Source organism: Pseudomonas sp. SB113 (assembly GCF_040754745.1).
In the GTDB taxonomy this organism is placed as follows: domain Bacteria; phylum Pseudomonadota; class Gammaproteobacteria; order Pseudomonadales; family Pseudomonadaceae; genus Aquipseudomonas; species Aquipseudomonas grimontii.
Genome location: NZ_JBFMHW010000033.1, coordinates 13,288 through 37,889, shown reverse-complemented (window position 1 = coordinate 37,889; position 24,602 = coordinate 13,288). Strand labels below are relative to the sequence as shown.

Annotated in this window: 20 protein-coding genes; 9 read left to right on the top strand and 11 right to left on the bottom strand. The window is 60.6% G+C overall.

Annotated features, from left to right (window positions below):
• The first annotated feature begins 49 nt into the window (after positions 1 to 49).
• On the top strand, positions 50 to 862 hold the full coding sequence (locus tag AB1462_RS28350) for a bifunctional 2-polyprenyl-6-hydroxyphenol methylase/3-demethylubiquinol 3-O-methyltransferase UbiG (RefSeq protein WP_259194131.1): 813 nt from the start codon (positions 50 to 52) through the stop codon (positions 860 to 862).
• Positions 863 to 995: 133 nt separating this feature from the next.
• Here AB1462_RS28350 and AB1462_RS28345 read toward each other — a convergent pair whose 3' ends face one another.
• Positions 996 to 1,382 carry a TIGR03067 domain-containing protein gene (locus tag AB1462_RS28345; RefSeq protein WP_367248598.1) on the bottom strand — a complete coding sequence of 129 codons (387 nt, stop codon included), beginning with the start codon at positions 1,380 to 1,382 and terminating at the stop codon, positions 996 to 998.
• Positions 1,383 to 1,742: 360 nt separating this feature from the next.
• Between AB1462_RS28345 and AB1462_RS28340 the strand changes: the two genes are divergently transcribed.
• Together AB1462_RS28340 and lpxO are read left to right on the top strand one after the other, a co-directional pair.
• On the top strand, positions 1,743 to 3,059 hold the full coding sequence (locus tag AB1462_RS28340; RefSeq protein WP_259194142.1) for a Wzz/FepE/Etk N-terminal domain-containing protein: 1,317 nt from the start codon (positions 1,743 to 1,745) through the stop codon (positions 3,057 to 3,059).
• A 264-nt stretch (positions 3,060 to 3,323) separates the two neighbouring features.
• Entirely contained in the window at positions 3,324 to 4,223 is a 900-nt protein-coding gene (gene lpxO / locus AB1462_RS28335; RefSeq protein ID WP_090404811.1) for a lipid A hydroxylase LpxO, read from the top strand.
• Positions 4,224 to 4,242: 19 nt separating this feature from the next.
• Here lpxO and ligD read toward each other — a convergent pair whose 3' ends face one another.
• Together ligD and AB1462_RS28325 are read right to left on the bottom strand one after the other, a co-directional pair.
• Positions 4,243 to 6,705 (bottom strand): DNA ligase D, encoded by a 2,463-nt coding sequence (gene ligD, locus AB1462_RS28330; RefSeq protein ID WP_367248596.1) that lies wholly within the window; start codon positions 6,703 to 6,705, stop codon positions 4,243 to 4,245.
• A 24-nt stretch (positions 6,706 to 6,729) separates the two neighbouring features.
• The gene (locus tag AB1462_RS28325) at positions 6,730 to 7,557 is read right to left on the bottom strand and encodes a Ku protein (protein WP_259194128.1); all 828 of its coding nucleotides are present in this window, start codon (positions 7,555 to 7,557) and stop codon (positions 6,730 to 6,732) included.
• A 184-nt stretch (positions 7,558 to 7,741) separates the two neighbouring features.
• Here AB1462_RS28325 and AB1462_RS28320 point away from each other — a divergent pair, with 184 nt between their 5' ends.
• Together AB1462_RS28320 and AB1462_RS28315 are read left to right on the top strand one after the other, a co-directional pair.
• Positions 7,742 to 8,056, top strand: coding sequence for a hypothetical protein (locus AB1462_RS28320; RefSeq protein WP_367248594.1), 315 nt, complete (start codon positions 7,742 to 7,744; stop codon positions 8,054 to 8,056).
• 11 nt (positions 8,057 to 8,067) lie between these two features.
• Entirely contained in the window at positions 8,068 to 9,216 is a 1,149-nt protein-coding gene (locus tag AB1462_RS28315; RefSeq protein WP_367248593.1) for a PQQ-dependent sugar dehydrogenase, read from the top strand.
• A gap of 43 nt (positions 9,217 to 9,259) precedes the next feature.
• On the opposite strand, the gene AB1462_RS28310 is transcribed toward AB1462_RS28315, so the two are convergent.
• Positions 9,260 to 9,739: a nuclear transport factor 2 family protein gene (locus AB1462_RS28310; protein ID WP_090404796.1), complete on the bottom strand. Its 480-nt coding sequence runs from the start codon at positions 9,737 to 9,739 to the stop codon at positions 9,260 to 9,262.
• Positions 9,740 to 9,780: 41 nt separating this feature from the next.
• The gene (locus tag AB1462_RS28305) at positions 9,781 to 10,344 is read right to left on the bottom strand and encodes a TetR/AcrR family transcriptional regulator (protein ID WP_090404793.1); all 564 of its coding nucleotides are present in this window, start codon (positions 10,342 to 10,344) and stop codon (positions 9,781 to 9,783) included.
• Positions 10,345 to 10,467: 123 nt separating this feature from the next.
• Here AB1462_RS28305 and pssA point away from each other — a divergent pair, with 123 nt between their 5' ends.
• Together pssA and AB1462_RS28295 are read left to right on the top strand one after the other, a co-directional pair.
• The gene (gene pssA, locus AB1462_RS28300) at positions 10,468 to 11,811 is read left to right on the top strand and encodes a CDP-diacylglycerol--serine O-phosphatidyltransferase (RefSeq protein WP_090404790.1); all 1,344 of its coding nucleotides are present in this window, start codon (positions 10,468 to 10,470) and stop codon (positions 11,809 to 11,811) included.
• 150 nt (positions 11,812 to 11,961) lie between these two features.
• Positions 11,962 to 15,558, top strand: coding sequence for a hypothetical protein (locus AB1462_RS28295; RefSeq protein WP_367248590.1), 3,597 nt, complete (start codon positions 11,962 to 11,964; stop codon positions 15,556 to 15,558).
• Positions 15,559 to 15,602: 44 nt separating this feature from the next.
• On the opposite strand, the gene efeO (AB1462_RS28290) is transcribed toward AB1462_RS28295, so the two are convergent.
• From efeO (AB1462_RS28290) to AB1462_RS28265, 6 genes are all read right to left on the bottom strand, one after another.
• On the bottom strand, positions 15,603 to 16,550 hold the full coding sequence (efeO, locus tag AB1462_RS28290; RefSeq protein WP_367248588.1) for an iron uptake system protein EfeO: 948 nt from the start codon (positions 16,548 to 16,550) through the stop codon (positions 15,603 to 15,605).
• Complete coding sequence (efeB, locus tag AB1462_RS28285) at positions 16,447 to 17,751, bottom strand: iron uptake transporter deferrochelatase/peroxidase subunit (protein WP_259194123.1); 1,305 nt, start codon at positions 17,749 to 17,751, stop codon at positions 16,447 to 16,449. The genes efeO (AB1462_RS28290) and efeB overlap by 104 nt, the downstream gene beginning before the upstream one ends.
• A 14-nt stretch (positions 17,752 to 17,765) precedes the next feature.
• Positions 17,766 to 18,968: an iron uptake system protein EfeO gene (gene efeO, locus AB1462_RS28280; RefSeq protein WP_259194122.1), complete on the bottom strand. Its 1,203-nt coding sequence runs from the start codon at positions 18,966 to 18,968 to the stop codon at positions 17,766 to 17,768.
• Between the two features lie 10 nt (positions 18,969 to 18,978).
• Positions 18,979 to 19,824, bottom strand: coding sequence for an iron uptake transporter permease EfeU (gene efeU / locus AB1462_RS28275; RefSeq protein ID WP_315338944.1), 846 nt, complete (start codon positions 19,822 to 19,824; stop codon positions 18,979 to 18,981).
• 115 nt (positions 19,825 to 19,939) lie between these two features.
• The gene (locus AB1462_RS28270) at positions 19,940 to 20,932 is read right to left on the bottom strand and encodes a hypothetical protein (protein ID WP_259194120.1); all 993 of its coding nucleotides are present in this window, start codon (positions 20,930 to 20,932) and stop codon (positions 19,940 to 19,942) included.
• The gene (locus AB1462_RS28265; RefSeq protein WP_367248585.1) at positions 20,929 to 22,527 is read right to left on the bottom strand and encodes a hypothetical protein; all 1,599 of its coding nucleotides are present in this window, start codon (positions 22,525 to 22,527) and stop codon (positions 20,929 to 20,931) included. Before AB1462_RS28265 ends, AB1462_RS28270 begins: the two co-directional genes overlap by 4 nt.
• Positions 22,528 to 22,657: 130 nt before the next feature.
• On the opposite strand from AB1462_RS28265, the gene AB1462_RS28260 reads away from it, so the two are divergent.
• Together AB1462_RS28260 and AB1462_RS28255 are read left to right on the top strand one after the other, a co-directional pair.
• On the top strand, positions 22,658 to 23,674 hold the full coding sequence (locus tag AB1462_RS28260; protein WP_367248583.1) for an AraC family transcriptional regulator: 1,017 nt from the start codon (positions 22,658 to 22,660) through the stop codon (positions 23,672 to 23,674).
• A gap of 20 nt (positions 23,675 to 23,694) precedes the next feature.
• Complete coding sequence (locus AB1462_RS28255; protein WP_367248582.1) at positions 23,695 to 24,219, top strand: hypothetical protein; 525 nt, start codon at positions 23,695 to 23,697, stop codon at positions 24,217 to 24,219.
• The last annotated feature ends 383 nt before the right edge of the window (positions 24,220 to 24,602 follow it).

Sequence of the window (24,602 nt, the reverse complement as noted above, 5' to 3'; positions counted from 1 at the left end):
TAGGTGGCTTATTTTCGCTGCTCCGCCGTATGACTTATCTGGAGACGCAATGGACATGCCCTCAGCTCAACAGGCGATTGCCTGCAACAAGGACGCCTGGGACCAATCCGCCGACCTGCACAAAACCACCGAGACTTGGAGCGCACTGCTTAGCGGAGTCCGCAAACCTGATTTTTCGTGCCTGGACCCCACCATTACCGGCTTGTTGCAGGACATCGGTGTCGCTGGCAAGGATGTGGTGCAACTGTGTTGCAACAACGGTCGCGAAAGCCTGTCGCTGTTCGCCCTGGGCGCGCGTTCGGTAGTGGGAGTGGACCAGTCCCGGGCGTTTCTCCAGCAGGCGCGTGAGCTGGCCGATGTGTCGCCCCATGATCCCGAATTTATCGAGAGCGACATCCATCATCTGCCGCAACGCTTGCACGCGCGATTCGATATCGCCCTGGTGACCATCGGTGTACTCGGCTGGATGCCGGATGTGGCGCTGTTCATGCGCCATGTCGCCAGCACGTTGAAGCCCGGCGGTACGCTGGTGATGTATGAAACCCATCCATTCCTGGAGGTGTTCGATCCCAAGGCGCCAAACCCGCTGCTGCCTGCCAGTTCGTATTTCCAGCGTGAGCCCTTTGTGTTGCAGGAGTCGATTGTCTACGAAGGCCAGGGCGACGTGGCCGGGCCGACCTCCTATTGGTATGTGCACACGTTGGGGGACGTGGTGAGCTCAGCGATTTGCGCAGACTTGCAGATCAGCCACTTGCAGGAGTATGCGCACTCCAACCGCGAAGAACTGTACGACCAGTACGAGCACCAGCCTGCTCAGTTGCCCTTGTGCTTTACCTTGGTCGCCACCAAACCTTGCGTTTGAGTGGAATGCTTTCGGCAAAAAAAAGCCCGCGAGGGGAGGCGGGCCAAGGGATTCACTGGAGTAGGTCTCACCCTATAGCGCTGAAAGTGAAGGCCTTGTGAAAACGCTGTCGCCGGTCCGGATGGCGTACGGCTCAGGAGCGCCGTATGAAACTGCGCATGGTCTGGCCTGCCCCCGTCTTGAATGACATGGGCCTGGGCATACCTTCATCCGCCGCAATGAACACAAATGTATCCCCTTCGAGGCGATAGCTGGCAGGCAAGTGTTTGCCGGCGTCATCGCCGATGGCGTCCACCCAGGTAATGCTCTTGGGAACGGGAGTGCCGTCGAGGAAAAACCGGCCCTCCAGCAACACCTCGCCACTGACGGTCTTCACCTCGAAACGGTCGCCGGCAATCGTGGTAACTGCCCCCGGAGCGCTGTGCGCGTCGACGGGGTTGAGTACGCCACTGTCCTCCAGTGACGTTTGTTCCCAGGCACCTTGGAGCGCTTGAAAGTCCGGATCTGAAATGGATGACATACAAAATCCTTTTTGCTGAAGGGTTAATTGCCGATCGTTACGAACTATGCGGCGTTTTCATCATCTGATGTGAAACCGCGTGTAGGAACTATCCTATTTTTTGGTTTTTTTGTAATTTTTCCTTTAACGACAGGTGATTAGCGTTACTTTGCCTGCCCGCCGGGTAACGTCTCGTAACAGATCGTCTATGCTCGTGGCGTCTATCAGATAAGACACCCGTGTAACTGAAATGAAACCTATCGCTGCTTAGGTGTGAGGATTCATTCAATCGGGTGGTCGACGTTGCCCCCTGTTTATTCAGTTGTTATTCAGGGCTGTGTTTTTGGACGCTGGATTTCAACTCATCAGGGTGTACGAACTTTGAACAACACTCCCCAGCTTCAACAACATTTGCCATCGGATGAAATTGATCTCTTTGAACTGTTTCACGCGATATGGAAGCAAAAAAAACTGGTCATCGGTTGCACGATCCTGGCAGGCCTTCTGGGAGTAGGTTACGCATTTCTTGCACCCAGGGTTTACCAGGTCAGCAGTGTGCTGCGGCCAGCGGCGATCAACGAGCTGGATGCCCTCAATCGTTCCGAGGTCTACAAGTTGCCGCCGGCCGAAGCGTTGGCCAAGGTCGGCGCACAACTGGACTCCTATGAGGCCCGGCTGGGCTTTTTCAGGGCCAACCCCGCATTGTTCGAAGCCTTCCAGCGCCCGGGGCAAAGCCTGGAGCAGAGCTTTGAAGCATTTAACCGCAATGCCATCAACCTGGTGATGCCTGATTCGAAGAAGTCCGACGGAGTCAGTTCTTACCTTCGCCTGGAAATGCAGTACCCCAAGGGGATTGATGGCGCGGCCATTCTCAACGGATTCGTCGACTACGCCATTGCGCAGGAACGCAACCAGGTAGGGGCCGACCTCAAGGTGATCGTCAATAACCGCCTCAACGAGCTCAAGGGTAAGATCGACGCGGCGCGCGCCAACTACGAGACGGGCAAGGCGTCGAAAATAGCCATGTTGCTGGAGGCCGATAAAGTCAAACGCGCGCGTTTGCAGGATGAACTCACGGGTTTGCGCTTGCAGATGAAGATGGAGCGCGCCAGCCGCCTGTCAGAACTGGCAGAGGCGATCTCGATTGCCAAGTCCGTTGGCATCAAGAACCCCACCACCCCCTCATTCATGGGCGGGGACGCGCAGAATGATTCGAGCCAGATGATGCGCACCGTGGTGACTAATCAGAAGACGCCTTTGTACTTCATGGGTACCCAAGTGCTGGAGGCGGAGCGGGCAGCGCTGCAACAGCGCACCAGCGACGACTTCACCAACAGCAGGGTGGCCGAAATCTCCAAGGAACTGCGCATGCTCGACGCTAACCGTGAAGTCGAGGTTCTCAGCAGCCGTAAAAATGAAGATCTGTTCCTGACGGACGTTGAACCGCTGTGGGCAGAAGAGGCGCGGCTGCGCGGCCTGAATATCGACATGAGTGCGCTGAAACTGGTCACTGTGGATCGTCAGGCACAGGAGCCGCTGAGCCCGATAAAGCCAAGGGTGGGCATTATCATCGCACTGAGCGTAGTAGCCGGGCTGATGCTGGGAATGCTCGTGGCATTGATTCGGCATTTCATGCAGGTAAGGCGTGCGATCGGGCCGTTTTCGGTATTCGACGAGCGCCGGTTGCCGCGTCAATAGGGCGGGCCGACTACCTGGCGGGCCGTTGCGCGGCCTGACCGTCGAGGTAGTCGCCCAGCACATTCAGTAGACAGGTTTTCACAATTCTTGGTTAACTTTTGGTTACAAACTGTGGCTAAATAACTGCCACGGACTGCGTACCGGGTACTCACTCAGCCGGTCGTGCCAATTGTGTGAATTGTGATTTCAGATGCTGCTATCTATCCTCGGCCGTTGTGGGCGCGCAGGAGTAGCCTGTTTTCTTCTGACATGTGACGAACCCCCTTGAAACTCATCATTGTTGTTCTCTACGTTGCCTCCATTGCGTATGTACACCTGCGTGGTCGGGTGCGACACACGCTGGGCCGACAACTCAGTGATCATTCGACCTTCCTGGCCCCGATCAACTGCTTGCTTTACCTGTGCTCCAAGCTACCCGGCCGTCCCTACCTGTCACCCAGCGATTTTCCCGATTTGAGCCCGCTGCAAGCGCATTGGAAGGAGATTCGCGAGGAGGGCCTGAACCTGATGCGCGCCGGTGAAATCAAGCGTTCCGACCAGTACAACGATGTGGGCTTCAACTCGTTCTTCAAGTCAGGCTGGAAGCGCTTTTACCTGAAATGGTACGGCGAAAGCCACCCGTCGGCGATGAAACTGTGCCCGCGTACCACTGAGCTGTTGCAGAGCATTGGCTCGATCAAGGCGGCGATGTTCGCCGAGTTGCCACCGGGCTCCAAGCTGGTGCGCCACCGTGACCCCTATGCCGGTTCGTACCGTTATCACTTGGGGCTGGTTACCCCGAATGATCCGGGCTGCTATATCAATGTGGATGGCGAGCACTATTACTGGCGTGACGGTGAGCCGGTGATGTTCGATGAGACCTACATCCACTATGCCGAAAACACCACGCAGCAGAACCGTATCATTCTGTTCTGCGATATTGAGCGACCGATGAAATACCGCTGGGCCGCCGCGTTCAACCGTTGGTTCAGCCGCAATGTAATGGCTGCTGCGGGCTCGCCCAACGATGCTGGCGACAAGACCGGTGGGCTCAACCGTGCCTTTAACCGGCTGTACAAGATTCGCTTGCGTGGCAAAGCGTTGAAAAAACGCAATCGCACGCGCTACTACCTGGAAAAATGGGCGATTTTCGCCGCGTTGGCGCTGATCTTCGTGCTCATCTGAAACCCGGCGGGGGCGCCATTCACTGGGGTGGATGGGCGCCCAGCTTGTCCCACATCTTCTTGCTGATCTTCTGCCGATGGGCATAGCCCGCCCACGGATCTTCCTTCAACCCCTGCAACCGCTGGTGCAGATTAGCCACCGTCCACTGCTGGGCGCCGCGCAACCCCTTCAACTCCTCGCGACTGACCGGCACCGACACCGGCAGCCCTGGGCGTGCCCGCACCGAATAGGCGGCTACCGTACTGGCGCCGCGTGCATTGCGCAGGTAGTCGATAAAGATCTTGCCCACACGGTTTTTCGGCCCGGAGGTGGCGGTAAAACGCTCCGGTAGTTGCGCGGTCATGAACTGGGCAATGGCCTTGGCAAAGGCTTTCACGCTGTCCCAACCATCCCGGCGCGCCAGCGGTATGACCAGGTGCAAGCCTTTGCCGCCGCTGGTCTTGACGAAAGCGTCGAGTCCCAGCTCGTCCAGTACCGACAAGGTGAGTTGCGCGGCTTCCAGCATGCTTTTCCAGGGCAGCGCCGGGTCCGGGTCGAGGTCGAGCACAAACAGGTCCGGGGTTTCGATCTTGTCCGAGGTGGCGCCCCAGGTATGCAACTCAACGGTGCCCATTTGGACGGCGCCGATCAGCGCCTCGACGCTGTTGATCTCCATCAGGCGCGCGTGGCCTGGGTCCAGCGTTGCGTTCAGGTGCTTGATGCCTGGAATCGCCAGGCGCTCCGAGTGTTTCTGGAAGAACTGCTCGCCCTTGATACCTTCCGGGGCCCTGAGCAGGGACACGGGGCGATGGCGCAGGAAGGGCAGGATCCATTCGCTGATGCCTTCGTAGAACTGCGCCAATTGCTGTTTTTGCGTGCCGCTTTGCGGGTCAATCACCCGCTCGGGATGCGTGATGTTCAGCGTGCCCTTGGCGTTCGGTGTTTTTACGGACTCAGCCTCGCGCGGCCGCTCGTGCACGATTTGCGCAGCGGGCTTGTCGCTGCGCAAGCCCACAAAGGCCGCTTGGCGGACCAAGCCTTCGCGGGTCCACTGCGCAAATTGCACCTCGGTGACCAGCGTTGGCTCGACCCAATGCACGCCTCGCGCCTGGGCACTGGTCAGGGTGTGGTGCAAGGGCGAAGTCTTGCGCGCCAACGGTTTGAGTTGCTCATGGATAGCCTTCAGCGCGGCCTGGTCAAAACCGGTGCCCACGCGACCGGCGTACCTCAGCCCCGTATCGTCATTCACCGCCAGCAGCAATGCGCCAAAACCTGTGCGTGAACCCTCGGGGCGGGTATGACCGACAATCACGAACTCCTGGCGCAGACGGCACTTGAGCTTGATCCAGTCGGTATTTCGCGTGGAGGTGTACGGACTGCCGATGCGTTTGCCTATCACACCCTCCAGGGCCAGGTTGCAGGCACTCTGTAAAATGTCCTGATGAGGGGCGGTGAAGGCTTCGGAAAACCGCAGCAGCTTGCTTTTGCTGCCGGACAGCGCGGCCTTGAGTGCCGCGCGGCGCGCTTCGAGAGGCGCTGTGCGCTGGTCCTGGCCGTCGAGGAACGGCGCGTCAAACAGGTAGTAGACAATGTCGAGGCTGCGCCCGCTGTCAAAGGCATTTTGCAGGGCCTGGAAATCCGGTAACCCGTCACTGTCGAGGCTGACCACTTCGCCATCGAGCCAGCTGTCCCTGAGCTTGAGGGCTTGCAGGGCCTTGACTTGGCGAGGCAGACGCTCGGTCCAGTCATGGCCGTTACGGGTAAACAGCCGGACCTCGCCCTCGCGAATGCGCGCCAGCATTCGGTAGCCATCGAACTTGATTTCATACTGCCACTCGCCTTCGGGCGCGCGGTCTACCAGGGTTGCCAGTTGCGGGGAGAATTGCGTCGGGACGGTGGTGGCAGCCTTGCTGGCTTTTGCCTTGGGCTTGGGTTGGTCGATGGAGGCATCGCTAAGCACGCTTTTCGGCTTGGCCTGAACGATGTCGTAGTCGACTGCGGGGCGGGCTTGTGGGTCGTTTTCCTTGATCAGCAACCATTGTTCCTTGTCACCGCTGCCTTTCAACCGTGTGCGTACCAGCGCCCAATCCCCCGCAAGTTTTTCGCCCACCAACGTAAATTTGAGCTTGCCGGCGGCGTAGGCCTTGCGCGGGTCATCATGGGGTTGCCATACGCCACGGTCCCAAACGATCACCTTCCCGGCGCCGTATTGGCCGGCCGGGATGTTGCCTTCGAAACTGCCGTAACCCAGCGGGTGGTCCTCCACATGCACGGCCAGGCGCTTTTGGCTGGGGTCCAGGCTTGGGCCCTTGGGCACGGCCCAGCTTTTGAGCACACCATCGAGCTCCAGCCGAAAGTCATAGTGCAGGTTACGTGCAGCGTGCTTCTGGATCACGAACGACAGCGCCGACGCCTTGCGTTTACCTGCGGGCGCGGCGCCGGAAGGTTCTGCGGTAATCTCGAAATCGCGCTTGCGGTTGTATTCACTCAGGGGCTTTGCCATGGGGTTCTCCTGATGATGGCAGGCTCAAGAGGCCTTTTTCTTCGCGGTTTTTTTTGCCGCCGGCTTGCCGGCCAGGCTGCGCTTGAGCAGTTCGGTCAGGTCGATGACGTCGGCCGATTTGCGCTCTTCGCTGCCTTCCTGGGATTCCACGTCTTCGATCTTGCCGGCCTTGGCCTTCTTCGCCACCAGCGCCATGATTTTTTCCTGGAAACTGTCGCGATAGTCCTCGGGCTGCCAGTCGGCGCTCATGTCTTCCACCAGGCGCTTGGCCATGTCCAGTTCACCCTTGGCCAGGCTGGGTTTGGTCACGTCGCTGGGCAGTTCCAGTTCATCCAGGCTGCGCACCTCGGCCGGCCAGCGCAGCATCACCAGCACCAGCGCCGACTCCAGGGGCATCAGCGCCGCCAGGTGCTGCTTGGTGTGCAGCACCACGTTGGCCAGGGCGACCTTGCGGGTCTTCCTGAGGGTTTCCCGTAGCAGCGCGTACACCTTACCGCCGCGTTTGTCCGGGGCCAGGAAGTAGGGCGTGTCGATGTTCTGCAGCGGGATCTGGTCACCGGCGACAAAGGCAATGATTTCGATGGTCTGGGTGGACTTGGGGTGGGCCGAGCGGATCTCCTCTTCACTGAGTACCACATAACGACCTTTCTCAAACGCTACACCCTTGACGATGTTGTCCTTGGTGACCTCCTTGCCGGTGGTCTTGTTGACGCGCTTGTAGCCCACCGGGTCCATGCTGCGCTTGTCCAGCCAGTCGAAATCCACGCCCTGGGCGGACGTGGCCGAGACCAGCGATACCGGAATATGAACCAGGCCGAAACTGATGGCGCCTTTCCAGATTGCCCGTGGCATACGTGCGATTCCTTAACAAGAGGCTGTGTTCGGGTGACTCGAAGGGGGCGCGAAAAGTTTCCCTGGGCAGATGCGCGGACAGATCGTGTTACACCTGATCAGAAAGTATTTAGTTACGAAAGCCGAACCCCGGGCGTAGCGTGTTATCGAAAGCACGTACTCCTCGCCCCAGAGAGGCTTTGTCATGATCACCCGTGTGCATCATCTTGCAGCGTTGGCGTTTGGCTTGGCACTAGCAGCCACAGGCCAGGCACAGAACCTGCCTGGCAACAACAACGCCAACAACGGCCCCATCCACCGGGCCAACCCCAACAGCATGCAGGGCGCCCAGCCTACGGCGCCGGCGATTCGCGGTATCCAGACCGGTCCCACCACGCGCACGCCGACCCTGGAAAACGGTGGCATCGGTAACCGCTATCCCCAGCGCGAAGCCGCTCCCAGCCGCCCGGCCACCGACACCAAAGCCCCCACTTATGATGCCAACGGCAATCGCCGGTAAGGACTTGTCTTATGTTTCTACGCAAAACCCTGTTAGCCGTTATATGCGCAACCACTCTGACGACGGTTTACGCAGCCGATGCCCAGCAGTTCCCCAGCGAACAAGGCAGCATCACCGCCACCCCGATTGCCAAAGGCCTGGACCACCCGTGGGCGGTGGCTTTTCTGCCGGACCAGCAGGGCTTCCTCGTCACCGAGCGCCCCGGTCGCCTGCGTGTGGTCAGCCCGGATGGCAAACTCTCGGCGCCGTTGAGCGGTGTACCCGAGGTCTGGGCCAAGGGGCAGGGCGGTTTGCTGGATGTGGTGCTGTCGCCCGACTTCAAACAGGACCACATGGTCTACCTGTCCTACGCCGAAGGCGGCGGCAAAGGCGGCACGGCCGGGACTGTGGTGGGCCGTGGGCGGCTGGCGGCGGACCTCAGCGGGCTGACCGATTTCAAGGTAATCCTGCGCCAGGAACCGAAGCTGTCCACCGGCAATCACTTCGGCTCGCGCCTGGCCTTCGACCGCGATGGCTACCTGTTCGTGACCTTGGGCGAAAATAACGACCGACCCACCGCCCAGGACTTGGACAAGTTGCAAGGCAAGGTCGTACGAATCTTCCCGGATGGCCGTGTGCCCGATGACAACCCCTTTGTAGGCCAGCAGGGTGTACGCCCCGAAATCTGGTCCTACGGCCAGCGTAACCCACAGGGCCTGGCGCTGAACCCCTGGAGCGGCACGATCTGGGAAAACGAGCACGGGCCCCGTGGTGGTGACGAGATCAATATCATCGAACGTGGCAAAAACTACGGTTGGCCATTGGCGACCCACGGCATCAACTATTCCCTGACGCCGATTCCAGAGGCCAAGGGCAAGACCGTAGAGGGCACTGTGGCGCCCCATCATGTGTGGGAAAAATCACCGGGCATCAGTGGCATGGCGTTTTATGACGGTGACCGGTTCAAGGCCTGGCAACACAACGTATTCATCGGTGCGCTGGCCAGCCAGGAACTGATTCGCTTGCAGTTCGACGGCGACAAGGTGATCCATGAAGAGCGTTTGCTGGGTGGGTTGAAGGCGCGTATCCGCGATGTGCGCCAGGGCCCGGATGGCTATCTGTATGTGCTGACGGATGAGGATGATGGCGTGTTGTATCGGGTCGGGCTGAATCAGGATTAAGCGATAAGCCGCAAGCTTGAAGCTTCAAGCTTGCGGCTTCAAGCTACAGCCCCAGCTCCGACAGCCCCGGATGCTCATCCGGGCGTCGACCCAGCGGCCAGTGGAACTTGCGCTCGCTTTCCTTGATCGGCAGGTCATTGATGCAGGCAAAACGCTTGGCCATCAGGCCGTTCTCGTCGAACTCCCAGTTTTCATTGCCATAAGAGCGGAACCAGTTGCCGGAGTCGTCGTGCCATTCGTAGGCATAACGCACGGCGATGCGGTTATCGGTGAAGGCCCACAACTCCTTGATCAGCCGGTAATCCAGTTCCCTGGCCCATTTGCGGGTAAGAAAGCCCTTGGCCTCCTCGCGGTTATGGGCGAATTCGGCGCGGTTGCGCCACTGTGTGTCCACGGTGTAGGCCAGGGATACCCGTTGTGGGTCACGGCCGTTCCAGCCGTCTTCGGCCAGGCGGACTTTCTCGATGGCCGACTCACGGGTAAACGGCGGCAGCGGTGGACGTGTTTGCGGGGAGGATGGCATTTCAGGGCTCCTGTTAAGACAAAGTTGCTCGGCCGGTGTATTCAAAGCCCCAATAACGTTCGCGCCATGCATTGCGCATTATCAGCAGCCGTTGAATCACCCATGACCAGGGCAACGGTAATGGCGCCATCGATCAGGATCAGCAGGTGCGCGGCCTGCCGTTCGGGGTCGGGGGTGCCATGGGCTTGACACAGTTCGAGGGCATACTCGAACAGTTTCTGTTTATGTGCCTTGGCCAGCAGGCGTACCGGGTCGTGCGGATCGCCGGTTTCACCGCTGGTGTTGATAAAGGCGCAGCCGCGAAAATCCGCCGAGCCGAACCAGGTCCTGAGTGCGTCGAACAGCGCGAGCAAGCGGTCGCCGCTGCCATCGACGCGTTCCACTTCACCGCGCAGCCATTGCATCCAGCGCGCGTCGCGGCGCTGCAGGGCGGCGATCACCAGTTCATCTTTATTGGCGAAGTAACGGTAAATACTTTTTCGCGACACGCCGGCGGTTTTCACCAGAAAGTCCATGCCGGTGGCGGCGATGCCGTGGCGATAGATCAACTTCTCGGTGACGTCGAGGATAATGTCGCGGGTTTCATTGCCAGGGATATCGTTCATGCCACCTAAAGTAGAACGATCATTCTCCTTGGTCAACAAACTTTTCCGCGCCAGGTAACGAGACCTGAGCAAGCCCATGGTGTAAGCTTCGGGCCTCTTCGGATTCGACCCATTGCGAGCCCTATGCCGTCGTTCTTCAAACGCTCCCTGTTGCCCAAACTGCGTGGCTTCCCCCTCACTCCCGACGCCCTCGACGTGTTGTCCGGTGCTGATGCGTATCGCCGTTGCCTGCTGGAAAAAATCTCCCAGGCCACCCGGCGCATCTACATCGTTGCGCTGTACTTGCAGCAGGACGAAGCAGGGCAGGAGATCTATGCCGCCCTGCACGCCGCCAAGGCCGCACGACCGGAACTGGACATCGTGGTGGTGGTCGACTGGCTGCGCGCCCAGCGCGGCTTGATCGGCGCCGGCAAGCAACCGGGCAACAGCGCCTGGTACCAAGCCATGACGCAGAGCCATGCCAGCGAAGTGCCGGTGTATGGCGTACCGGTGCAAACCCGCGAGCTGTTCGGCGTGCTGCACCTGAAGGGCTTCGTGATTGATGACAGCGTGCTGTACAGCGGTGCCAGCCTGAATAACGTGTACCTGCACAAGTTCGACAAATACCGTTTCGACCGTTACCACCTGATCCACAGCAAAGCCCTGGCCGATTCGATGCAGCACCTGGTGGAGCACGGCCTGATTGCCTCCAAGGCGGTCAATCGCCTGGACTTGCCCAACCCACCGACCACGCGCAGCTTGCGCAACGATATCGGCGACTTGCGCAGCCGCCTGAAACACGCGGCCTATGACACCACGACGGGGCAGTTGCCCAACGGCAACCTGTCGGTCAGCCCATTGCTCGGGGTGGGCAAGAACAACCCGTTGAACCGCGTAATCCTGGAACTGATCGCCAGTGCCCAGCAGCAACTGACCATCTGCACACCGTACTTCAACCTGCCGTTGCCGGTGACCCGTGAAATCAACCGTGCCCTGGCGCGTGGGGTAAAGATCGACATCATTGTCGGCGACAAGACCGCCAACGACTTCTACATCCCGCCCAGCGAGCCGTTCAAGGTCATCGCGGCACTGCCGTACCTGTACGAAATCAGCCTGCGTCGTTTTGCCAAGCGCCATCAGTCGATGATCGACAGCGGCCAGTTGAACCTGCACCTGTGGCGCGACGGCGACAACACTTACCACCTCAAGGGCATGTGGGTCGACCAGCGCTACACCTTGCTCACCGGCAACAACCTCAACCCCCGGGCATTCCGCCTCGATCTGGAAAACGCCTTGTTGATCGACGATCCACAGGGCCAGTGGCTGGAGCCGCGGCGTACCGAGCTGGCGCAGATTTTCCAGCACACCACGCGGATCGACGGTTACGCGCAATTGCAGACCCTGGTGGACTACCCGCCCGCCGTCGGCAAGTTTCTGCGCCGGGTCAGCCGCGTGCGAATCGAGCGGCTGCTCTATCGGATCCTGTAGGTCGTCGCCTGTCATAAATCCGCGACACACCAGTCAAGGGAGTCGGATATGGCTGACATTCAGGTTGGAATGACTGTTTATACATTGCCTCTCATCGTTCACGGATGGACGAAGTTGTCCTAAAGGGATTCATCCGAGAGAGAAATGAACATGTCGATGTCATTGTCGAGCACCCGCGCGCCCATCCCCTATGCCGCGCTGCATGCAAGCAAACTACCCGCTGCCAACATTCAAACCCCTGCCTCGCGTACACGGCGCGAGATTGCTGGCGATCCGCCCGCAGCAGGCTTGCCATGGACGCGATTACCGAATCGGGAGCGTGACCGTGTGCTTGCAGCCGAAGCCCAGTTGGCCGAACGCATGGCGGCCGCCGAAGACGAGGGTTACACCTTGGTCGAGGTGCCTCCCGACAGCCGCCTGGGGCCCGCAATGCGTCTGTACCAGCACCTGCTGAACCGGCCTTTGTTGCAACAGTGGATAGCCGGCCAGGGCCTGGAACCGGCGACTCTCACGGTGCACCGTGACCGTATCGAGGGCTACGTCAACCACAACGGTGTACGCAGCGCCGCCAGCTTCAGCCTGACCGACAACTCCGGCTGGAACGAGGTTTCGCGCACCCTGAGTCCGATCCGCGAGTTGCTCGACCCCGCCGACCAGGGCCTGCCTTTTGTCGAGCAGGGCAAGGGGCTGTGGCTGCCACATCAACGGGTTGCACAGGTCGATGTCAGTCGTCTTGAGTCGGTGTGGCAGGTGATTGGCGACCTGGAGGAGCGCTATTACCTGGCAGATCGTCTTGAAAAAGAGCTTGAGCCCTTGCCGGACAATGCGCGTACAGACTGGTCCACTCACCCCACCGAGCTGTCACCCGCATCGCCGTTGCCGGCGCACAGCCAGGCTGCGATGGAGCGCTTGCAGCGGTTGGTCGCCCGCCCGGAGATGGTCAGCCTGCTGGCGCGCGAAGGATTCGACTGGCCGGGTAAACCCTTTCGGGTGTCCGAAGGCCGGCTTGAACGCCAAAGTCCGGTGGGCGGATGGGTAGACCTGAGCCGTTATGTGGAGTCAGTCGACACCCTGAACGATGAACTCACGGCGTTGACGACGCTCGCTGAGCCGCTGGGCAATGCCGTGTACTCAACGCCACGTTACGACATGCGCCAGCTTCTTGACTTCAAGGGCCTGGGCTCGCCGCGTACCGTCGCGCAAACGCGTAATGTCATTGACTGGCTGCGCACCTCCTTGCCGCCGGCACCGGTGCTGGGCGACTACGACGGGTTGATAAAACAAGATTGGGCGCCTGGCAGTTTAACCCCGGACGACAAAAACGCCGTGGCCGCGCTGGCTGGCATCCGGCTTGGCGGCGCTCACCCGCGATTGTTCGGCGCGCTGACAGGCTTCACGTTGCAGGCGATGCAAGCCGATCCCCAGGCTCATTTGGACAAACTGCTCGATAGCCTGGACGCCCTGGCATTCGGTGAGCAGTTGGCCTATGCGCTACGCTGGCAGGGCGGCCAGGGTAATGCATCGGTCCTCCCCAAGGCGCTGCGCCAACAGCTGGTGATCGCTGCGATCAAGCTGCATGTCAATCCGTCCATGCCTGACAAACCCGGCGAAATCGCCGGCTATTCGATCTACCAGCCGGCGAACATGGGGCGCAGCTTCAGCGAGGTGCGTCGTGATATCGAGCGTCACTTGCAGGAAAGCAAAGGCCTGGACCCCAAGCTGGCGGTGTTGGCTGCCCAGGTATGCCTGGCGCAGGCGGCGCCGGAACTGCTGGTGCGGGACGTGCCGGCTTCGGTGCACATCGGCACGCCTGCCTGGGTCGAGCTGCGTCTGGGCTGTGCATTGGCCGATCACAACACACCGGGTACATCACGGATGATGAGCGAGCAGCAGGTGACTGCCCTGACCACCTTGATGCCCACCAATGAAGGGCAAGCCACGTTGATGCAACTCAGTGCCCTGAAAATCATCGCCGACTGGGCCGTGCTGAACGGCGTCGTCAGGCAGCGCAGCGATGGCGAGTACTCCGCGTACGATATCCAGGATGCTGCGCGGGCGTTTTTCAAACAACGCCAAGAGGCCAGCAGCGCCTTTGCAAACGCCAGCCTGGAACTGCCGACGCGCAAGACGCTGGCCATCAAGGAACTGCTGCGCGCATTCCCGGATAGCACGCAGGCCGAACTCGAACGCATGACCGTGACCCTGGCCAGCGCCGAGGATCGCCGCAACCTGCCGGTGTCGGAGCCACGCTTTCGCTCGTTGGTCGAAACCTATATGACCGGCGACCTGACACCGGGCAAGTGGGTGTTCAGCGACGACGCGCCCATATTATCCCTGCCGGTGAAAACACCCTCTGAGCGAACCCGTTCACCCGAAGTTTCCGCCGAGGCTCGCGATAGGCTGGACAAGCCTATTCGCTACCTTCCTGAGCTGGACGGCTTGTTGAAAACCGCTGTCAACCAACACCACAAAAATCTCCAGAGCGCCTATGCCACTAAGCTCAAGCTGATGTTCGCCCAATTACCGTTAGCCGACCGCCAGGCGCTTGAAGTGGGCAAAGTCGAACTCTTTACCTTGCGACTGGAGACCGGTGTCACCGAGGCCGAGGAAACCGACGAATACAGAGACGCGAAGCGCGCGCGCCAAGGTACCTTGATGCGCTTGGAGCATGCAAAGAAGGTCGTGTATTACGAAGTGTTTGCCAATGGCAGCCTCATTAGGCGTACGGATTTGCCCGAAGCGGTCAAGCTCAATGGCACCGCTCGCTGGGAGCAAGTTCTAGGTGACCGTGGCCCCGATTATTGTCTGGTGGTGCGTGGCGCGCAGATGGCCGTCGATTTCGACGCCTATGCCACCGGCTCCAACCCTCGGCCCAATGTGATTGAGCCGGCAGTGATCGTCGAACCCTTGGGCGCCGTGTTCCCCGCGCGCGAACTTCCCGGCAACCTTTCGCCGCAAACCTTCGTGCCGGACACCTACGGCTCGCGGAGAACCTCAAGCATTGCCGACAGGATCTCACAGGGTAATTTTTACGAACCGCTCGAAGCGATGCAGCAACGTGCCCGCGAGCCGTTGCCCCTGGAGGAGCGCCGCGAGGCCCGCGAGCGCACGCATGCATTTCTGCTGGGCTTCGTGCCGTTCGTGGGCGCCTATCAGGAGTTCAAGCAAGGCAATATCGGCCAGGGCATGACCAACTTGGTGGTGGATGCCGTTGGGGTGGCAATTGGGGCAGGCAGTCAGGCTCGCGGGCTGATCCGCTCGGCAAAGGCTTTGGTGGCCAATCCGGTGTCCAGGCTCGTCACGCGGTTCAAACCGTCCGCCGCCACATTGACCTCGGCAAAATCCATGGCGACCTTCAGCGACTGCGCGTTTGACTTCATCAAGCGGTCCACCCTGTTCACCAACGCAGCGCTGAATCCGCTGGATGGTTTTCCGCAGTTGCTCAGTGCCGCGACCAAGGGCCTGGTAAAAGTGCCTGCGCTGCTGGTCGGAGCGGGTACGAAATGGAGTAAGGCGGCGCCGCACCTGTTGACGGCGGAGGAGAAGTTGCGCACATACCTGCTGGCCTCTGCAGGCCAGGCAAGTGGCACGGACGCCCCGACTGTCTCGTCAACCGTGGCACGGGCAGGGCGTTATCAGGGGGTCGACGTTCAGGCTGTGCAATACAACCACCGTTGGTATTCGATTAACCCGCGCAGTGGCCAGGCGTACGGCACGCCACTGAGCGGGTTCTTGCCCAAGGACTAAGCGAACGACCTCTCGTACTGGGCGCGGGAGGTCGGGAGCCGTGATCAGTTCAAACCCAACTTGCCCCGCAAAGTCGACAGGTCTTCCGCCAGGGTATTGACCGGACCTACCAGCGCCTTACGGTCGTTTTCCTTGACCTTGTCGTAGGTCTCAAAGCCGCCGTCCTTGGTCTTGTACTTGGCCAGGATCTTGTTCACGGCGGCGAAGTTCTTGTCGACCTTGGCCAGGAACGCCTTGTCCTGTTTCTCGATCTGGCCGCGGAACAGGTCGACGATTTTCTTCGCGCCGTCGATGTTGCCCTGGAAGTCATACAGGTCGGTGTGGCTGTAGCGGTCTTCTTCGCCGGAGATCTTGGTGGCGGCGACTTCTTCGAGCAGCGCCGCAGCACCGCCGACGACTTTCTCAGGCGGGAAGGTCAGGCCGTCGACGCGGGTCTTGAGGTCGTTGACGTCGGTGTTGAGCTTGGCCGTCAGCGCTTCCAGGCCCTTGGTTGAGCTCTGCGAGAACAGCGCGTACTCGATGCGGTGGAAACCGGTGAAGTCTTCGGCGGTCACGCCTTTTTCGTGGTCGTCGACACGGGAATCGATGGATGCATCCAGGTCGCTGAACAGTTCGGCGATCGGCTCGATGGACTCATAGTGCACACGGGTCGGCGCGTACAGCTTCTTGGCGGTGGCCAGGTCGCCTTGGTTGATGGCGTCGGTGAACGCCTGGGTCTGGGTGACCAACTCGCCGATTTCCTCGGTAACGTAGATTTTGTAGTCCGACACCGGGCCTACCAGGTCCAGCGGCGCGGTGGCGGCGAAGGCTGCCAGCGGCGAAAGGGTCATTAACAACGACAACGCGATAGTCGACTTCTTCATGGGACGTTTTCCGCTCTGGTGTGTTTTAGGTGTTGGCAGTGGTTTGAGGGTGCGTTGCAGCGAGCAGCGTGCGCCCAATGAAATCCTTGGGCCCGGTGACCCCCGGCAAGGTGAAGAAATACCCGCCACCGACCGGCTTGAGGTATTCCTCCAGGGGCTCGCCATTGAGCCGGGTTTGCACGCTGATAAAGCCTTTCTCCAGGTCAGCCTGGTAGCAGATGAACAACAGCCCCATGTCCAACTGACCGTTTTTATTGACGCCGTTGGAGTAGTTGAACGGCCGACGCAGGATCAGGTTGGCCTGGGTCTGCGGGGTACGCGGGTTGGCCAGGCGGATATGGGCATCAAGCTTGGTCAGCTTGCCTTGCGGGTCCTTGCTGTAGTCGGGCACCTGGGATTCTTTCTGGCCATCCATGGGCGCACCGCTGGTCTTGACGCGGCCGATGATGCTTTCTTGCTCTTGCAGCGGCGTGCGGTCCCAGCGTTCAACGAAGTTGCGGATGATGCGCACCGCCTGATAGCTGCCATGGGCCGCCCAGTTTGGTTCGTCGCTGCCGGGCTGGACCCACACAATCTGGTCCATGGCCTTGTTGTCGTTGGAGTTCGGGTTGGCCGATCCGTCACGGAAACCCAGGAAGTTGCGCGCGCTCTGTGCCGGCTCGCCGGGCTTGGCCGGCGCCTGGGGCGGCACACTGCCTTCCTGCTTCCAGCGCACCAGCAGCAGGTCGGGCAGGTTCTTCACGATGTCGCGCAGGGCGTGGATATTGGTGTCCGGGGTGTTGGAGCTGAATTGCAGGCTCAGGTCGCCGTGGCACTGCGCCGGTTCCAGCGCATCGTTGGGGAAGCCCACCATGCGGCTCAGGCGCCTGGGTTTGACGGCGGCCAGGCCGAAGCGCTCATCGAACAGCGATTCGCCGACGGACACGGTGATGGTCAGGTTGTCCGGTGTGACGATAGGGCCGAGGATGCCGGAATCGGTGGGCGGCAGCTTCGGGTCGACCTGGGCCACGGTGCCGCCGGTCATCAGAAAACGGATGCGCTCGTTCAAGGTGCGGAACAGGCGCTCCAGGTCTTCGCGGTCGCTGGCCAAGACGTCGAACGCCACGACCATGCCGCAGGCCGGGCGCGGGGTGACGATGCCGCTTTGGTGCTGGCCGAAAAAATCGTGGTGGTCCTGGGTTTTGTCACTGCGCGGCGCGGTGGTGACTTGTTCGGCAGCGGCGGCCATGGCCGGGCAGGTCAGGGTACTGCCGGCAATGGCGGCTCCGGTGGCGGCCATGCCCAAGAGGACACGGCGGCGTTGTGCGCAAAACTGTTCTGAATCACTCATGTGTGCGGTCGTCTTCACTGCAGGCCGGAAAGGCCAAGGGCGGGGTCGATTCCATCGAGTGCGGCGGCCAGTGCCTTGGCCTTGTCGGCGATCTGCGTGCGCTGATCGGCGGTAACGCTGTCATAGGTGGCGTAGCCTTTGTCGAGCTTGAAACCCTGGAGCTCGGTATCGAAGGCGGCGAGGGCGCTGTCGACTGTCGGCAGCAGGTCGGCGGCGGACTTGGCCAGCAGCGGACGCATCAGGTCGACCACCTTGTGCGCGGCCTCCAGGTTGGCGGCGAAACCATTCAGGTCGATGTGGCTGTAGCGTTCTTCCTCACCGCTGATGGCACGCACATCCGCGAGGCTGTTGAGGTTGCGTACCACGATGCTGACCAACTGCTCCGGCGGCAGGGACTGCGCCAGCAATTGCTGTTTGAGGGTGGTGACATCGGTCACCAGGCGCTGCGCCACCGGGGCCAGGCCATTAAGGCTGCGTTGCTGGAACAGGCTGTATTCGAGGCGATGGAAGCCGCTGAAGGCCGGGTCTTGCTCACGTTTTTCAAAGTAGTCGGCACGCGCATTGATGGCGTTGTCCAGCTCCGCCAGGCGCTGGGAAGCCGGGGCCAGGCGCTGGTAGGCCACGCGGGCCGGCACGTACAGCGCTTGGGCCTGGGCCAGGTCGCCGGCATTGATCGCTTGTTGCAGGGCGGTCACGGCCTTGACCAGGGCACTGCCCTGGCTGCTCAGGTACACGCGAAATTCCGACAGCGGGCCGATAAACGCCACCATCGACGGCTTGGCCTTGGCTTGGGCGTCGGATTCAGCGGTCGGCGTCACATGCAGGGTGCCGCGCGGGTTGCTCAGCAGGCCGCAGGTGATCGCATAGTCGCCAGGCAACAGGTTGGCATTGATCACTTGGCTCAGGCCGGGGGCAATGTTTTCGCGCTCTTCGACCACCAGCACGCCGTCGAGGATTTCCCATTCCACCGCCCGGTCGGAGCGGTTGATGATGCGAAAGCTCGCGCGCCCGGCCGGAACGGTCAATGCGTTGGGCTCGCAGGCGTGGCCATGGATGGTCACGGCGATTTCATTTTGGTTGGTCTGGCGCTTGCTGGCCGCCAGTTGCGAGGCGTAATAGAACAGGCCACCGGCAGCGATCATCACGATCACCGAGCCGGCCACCGCCCAGCGCAGGGCACGGGGGGGCGAGGCAGGTTGAGGCGTTGGGTTGGACAAGAGACGGTCCTTACTGGCTGGAAACGGAAGAAGATGCGACAGCAGGCTTGGTCGGTGCAGCGGGCAGGAAGAACATCACCAGCGCTACGACCAGGTAGATCAGATAGGCGCCCAGGGTGCTGATAGTCGGCGCTTCCTGGTAGCCGAACATGCCGGCCAGTACCGAACCGAGCGGGCTGTCCATCGGCAGCACGGCGCTGAAATCGAACAGCACGGTCTGCCAGTGGTTCCACACGCCTGCTTCGTGCAGGGCTTGCACCGAGTTGGCCAGGATGCCAGCGGCCACCACGAGGATGAACAGGCCGGTCCAGCGGAAAAACGCACCGAGGTTCAGGCGCATGCTGCCGGTGTAGATGAGGAAACCGACGATGATCGCCAGGACCAGGCCGAGCAGGGCGCCAATCGGTGCGCCCGGGCCTTCGCTCTGCTGGAACACGGCCAGCAGGAAAAATACGGTTTCCAGGCCTTCACGGGCGACGGCGAAGAACACCATGAGGATCAACGCCGTGACCTGGTGTTTGGAACCGGTCAGCGCCTGATCTAGCGAGGCGTGCAACGAATGCTTGATGGAGCGCGCGACCTTGCGCATCCAGAACACCATGGAACTGAGGATGCCCACGGCGACCAGGCCGACGATGCCTTCGAACAGTTCCTGTTGTTTTTGCGGGAATTCGGCGCTGACCAGTTCCAGGCCGCCGCCCACCAGCAAGGCCAGGGCAGCGGCGAGGAATACGCCAATCCACACGGCGGGCATCCACTGACCACGGCCGGTTTGTTGCAGGTAACTGGCGATGATGCCGACGATCAGCGCGGCTTCAATGCCTTCGCGCAGCATGATGAGAAAGGGGACAAGCATTCGGCACCAGAACGTAACTAGATAGGAGCCTAAGTTGTAACATAATGATACTCATTACTAAACAGCCAATCTTGACGTTTGCTGAACAGTGGCTGAACGGCCCGGAGAAGGCCGTTCAGTAGTCCTGCCCGACGGCTTGGTTATAGGCGTCCACCAGCAAGTCAAAGCGCCGTTGAGTTTCAAAGTAATCAGCGTCCAGCCGCTCTGGGTCGGGGTTTTCGCTTGAATGCCGGGCAAGTGTTTGCAGCGCGCCAAGGTAGGCGTAACCGGGTTGTTTAATCCGCTGCCACAGCTGTTGGGCCTCGGCATCGGAGGTCGGTTGATTGGGGCGCAGGTACCGCTGGGCGTAATCCCAGGTCTGCTGTAAGTCGCTCAATGCATCCACCAATTGCTTGGGGGATCGCGGGTCAAGGCTGTGCATCGTGTCACGGGTTTGCAGGATCAGGCCGGGGATAAGCGCCATTTGGTGTTCGTCACGGACCTGCAAGTGCTGCAGTTGTTGCAAGCGTATCTGGCGGTCGGCTTTGTCCACGGCGGCGCGCAGTTCGGATGAGACCGCGAGGAAATTTTCCGCCACCGGGAAGAACCGCGCATCGCTCATCGCGCGCTGCGCAGGGGCGAGGCCGGGGACGGTTGCGTTGGGGTAGAAGTCGAACTCTTTTACCGCTGAATAGACCCGCAGCAGATGATCCATATAGCCCTTGCGCAGTGCGGCGATCTGCGGCAGGTACTGTTGCAGCGCGCTTCTTTGCGAGGACGTCAGCAGGCACAGGTCCGGGCGTTTGGCGTCGTAGTCCAGCAGGCTCAATTGCGGGCCTTGTGCGCGCTGATACAGCTCGGGAAAACGCTCGATGACATCCAGGCTGGGGTCGTTGGCACGGGCGCTGCGGCTGCGATAGTTGAAGTAGGCCAACCGCCAATTGCTGTCGACTCGGTTGAGGCAATCGATCACCGGGCGCAGCGCCTGGGCTTGCTGGTGTTCAAGCGCTGCCGGGCGGTTGGCCCAGGTTTTCAGCGGGGCGAGCAGATCGGTATTCGTCAGCAGGCCCACGGCGCTGAGCGTCAGGGGCACGATGGTGCACAGGGCAGCAATGGTGAGGCGGTTCATGGTGTACACCCCGGCGCGCCGGCTTTGAGCCCACTGCAAGGGCTCATCAGGAACGGTTGCAAGCCCTCGTCACGGTGGATGCGTTGGTTGTTTGCGTACATCAGCGCGGCGCTCAACAACAGGGCGCCGAGGCCCAGGCAGGTGGCCCATTGGCGTGTCGACGGTCGCGCAGGCCAACGCCACGTCAGTGCTGCACGTATCGACGGTCGCCCGAGTACGCGCTGCGCCAGCCCCAGGCCCTGCAGTGTCAACACATAGCCGGCGAACGCGTAATTGCCGAGGATGATCCAGATCAACAGGCCAAGCACCCAGCACGGCAGAATCTCGCGGATCACCAACGGCGGCGGCCGGCGAAAACTCAGCCAGGGCGATAGGTGGGCGGCGAGCTTCTCGTCAATCTCGCCGTAACCATCAGTGGCCGGGCGCCAGATTGCCAGGATGAGCAGCGCCGGTATGGCGATCAGGAAGGCCCAGGCCGGGGCCATGCCGAGGGATTCCATCAAGGTATGGTCGGTCAGTTGCTGGTCGTGGATCGCCCAGCCTGCGGCCATGCCCAGCAGCGCCACAAACATCGGCCAGGGGCGGCTGATGCGCTCCCAGTCGCGCCAGAAGTAGGGATCTCCACCGGGCATCTGTGCGCACAGGGCCGGGTATTGGTTCAGCAGGGTTTCACTGAGGGTGCGGCAAGCGTTCCAATCGGATTCGCCAAAGCGCCGGGCAAAGCGTTGCCGTTGCTCCAGCGTCAGGTCGCCGAACAGCAATCTGGCCGCACTCGCCTTGGGATCACGGCTGTCCAGGCTGGCCTGGTGGTGCGCCTGTGCCTTGAAACGCTCCAGTGTATTGCGTGCCTTTAATGCCGACCATTCGGGCTCAGGGCAGCGGTTTTCCAGGTACTGATCGGACCAGGCCTGCTCACTGCACAAGGTGTCGAACAGCGCCTCGGACCAGAAGGTGCTGGCCAGCAGCGTACGCGCGAGTACGTCATTGAGCCGCGCATGGCGCGCCAGGGGCGTGAGCCATTCGGCGTTATGCACGTCGACCAAGGCGGCGCAGAAGGCCTCGACCTGTTGCTGATCGAGTAACTCGGTGAGCCGGTGTTCGACGTCGGCAAACATCTGCTCCAGCAGTGCGGCCAGACGATAGTCGGGCAAACGCGCCGGTGTTTGCCGTTGCCAGGGGCTGAGCCAGTGCAGGTGTGTCACGGCCCAGTCCGCAATTTCGGGGGCCGCGCCACTCAGGCAGCGTTGCAGCAACAGGCCTTCAAAAGCCTCGGCGCACTCATTGTCCTGGGCTTGTTGATAGAGAAGCGCGAGATTGGCCGGCGTGGCATTGGCCACCAGGGCTTGCGCCTGGTCGTAGCGCGTGTCGGGCTCAGCGGCAGCGGGCTGCACCGTGTCGACCGGCGGCGCTTGCGGCACTTCGACGGGTGCTTCATAACGGCTCCACTGCAGCGCGTGCTCATAGGCCTCGCGCAGGCGCTGGAAGCCGACAGGGTCTTCATCAGGACGATGCTGCTTGAGCAACACCGCGTATTGGCGCTTGATACTGCGAGCATCGGCGTCGGACGGCAGCCCAAGTACTTCCCAGCAACTCATTGATTCAACTCCCTGTCGGTAAAAATCCCGGCGCAGAATACCCGAGACCACTACTTCGGTGCCTACTCTTTTGCCGCGTGACTGCCTAAGATGGCCGCACTTCACGCCACACAGGGCACGGACTGCACCCATGTCGGAAAAAGACACCATCTCCCTCCACCTCGTGCGCGAGGCCTTATTGCAGAGCTGCGCACCGGGGCCGGCCACCGTCGAAATCTTGAGCAAGGTCGGTATCGATCCGGCATTGCTGGAGCAACCCGACGCTCGCGTTCCGGCCACTGCCTACGCACGTTTGTGGCGCTTGCTGGCAAGGCGCATGGACGATGAGTTCTTCGGCATGGACCCGCGCAAGCTCAAGTCCGGCAGCCTCGAGTTCCTTTGCCGCGCCGCCATTGCCCAACCCAGCCTGGCAGCGGGCCTGCAAACCGCCCTGGGTTTCCTCTCACTGATGCTGGAACACATGCCAGCCCAGCTGGTGCGTCAACAGAGCCTGGCGGAAATCGTGTTGCTCGAACCAGAAGCTGAGCCCAATCGAGCGTTCACCTATTTCACCTATTGGATGATCGTCCACGGCGTCGCCTGCTGGCTGGCGGGGCGGCGCATTCCGATCCTGGCCATCGAACTGCGCTGCTCGCAGCCGGACTTTTGCGATGACTACCAGGTGATGTTTTCGGACAACCTGCGTTTTGATCGGCCCCGCACCCGCATGATCTTCTCCGCCGATTGCCTCGACTTGCCGATCAAGCGCAGCCCCGAAGAACTCAAGCGCTTCCTCGCCCACGCGCCGGCCAACATCCTGGTCAAATACCGCAACCCCGACAGCCTGGCTACACGCATCAAGCACGACCTGCGGCAAATGCCTCCCGACACTTGGCCGGAGACCGAGGGCCTTGCTGCCACGCTATGCATCTCCGCATCCACGCTGCGCCGCCGCCTGGCGGAAGAAGGCCAGAGCTATCAGGGGCTCAAGGACAGCGTGCGCAAGGAGTTGGCGATCGTGTGGCTGGCTGAACCGCAGATCAGTTTTGCCCAGATCGCCGAGCGATTGGGGTTTGCCGATACCAGTTCGTTTTATAAGGCGTTTCGTAAATGGAGCGGGTCGAATCCGGGACATTATCGTAGTTTGATTCTTAACGATGCCGGATAAAGTCTTCAGGGAGACAGGTCGTGCTTAAGTCATGGTTAATCTGTATTTGTTGCGCTTTGTTCCCGCTCACCGCCTGGTCGGCCCTGGGTATCGGTGATTTCACCCTGGGCATGCCTCGCTCGCAGGTCATGGACATCCTGCAGCGTTATTTTCCGAAGGTGGAACTGGAGAGGAACCTCTCCTATTCGGTGCCGATGCCTTACTACCGCGCGTTGGAACCGTCACGCCCGTATCAATTGGGCGATGTGCCGATCTACGTGGTGGAGGCGTACTTCGACGAAGCTGACCGCCTCAAGCAACTGAACATCGCCTTTAATATCACCGACCCCGAGCGTCTCAAGCCGTTGATACCGTTGATGCGCGAAGCACGCTTGGTTCCGGACACGAACGGGCGCTATGAGGTGATGGTCGAGGAGGGTGAGCTGACCTATTGGGTTTCCAGAATGTTCGAATGGACTACTGTGGAGATCGCTGACAAAGCCGCGTCGAAGGTCAATATTCCGATGCGTTTTCACGTTGATCAGCAAATCAGGGCGGCCAGGTAGCCGTCCGGCCGACCAAACATGCGGGTCAGCGCTCAGGCGTTGCTGCAGCCAAAAAAAGCCCCATGACCGAATAGACCACGGGGCTAAAAATTGGCTGGATGCGACCAACCAAAGCCGCTCTTAAATCACTTGCCGATGGCTCCAACCGATCGGCAACGCCTTGGCAATCGCTGGCAGGTCGTTCGAGTTCAGGTCCACGGTCAGCTTGTCGCCGCGCTGGCCCAGATAAGTTTCTGACAGAGTCTGGAGTTCGCCTCGTAGCTCTTTTCCCAAAGTCAAAAATGCCCGGCACATTCAGCCGTTAAAACCACGACAGCTCAACTGAGTGTTCCTTACATTTCGCAGCCATCTCCATTCGATAAGGACCGAATGCATGGCTTTCT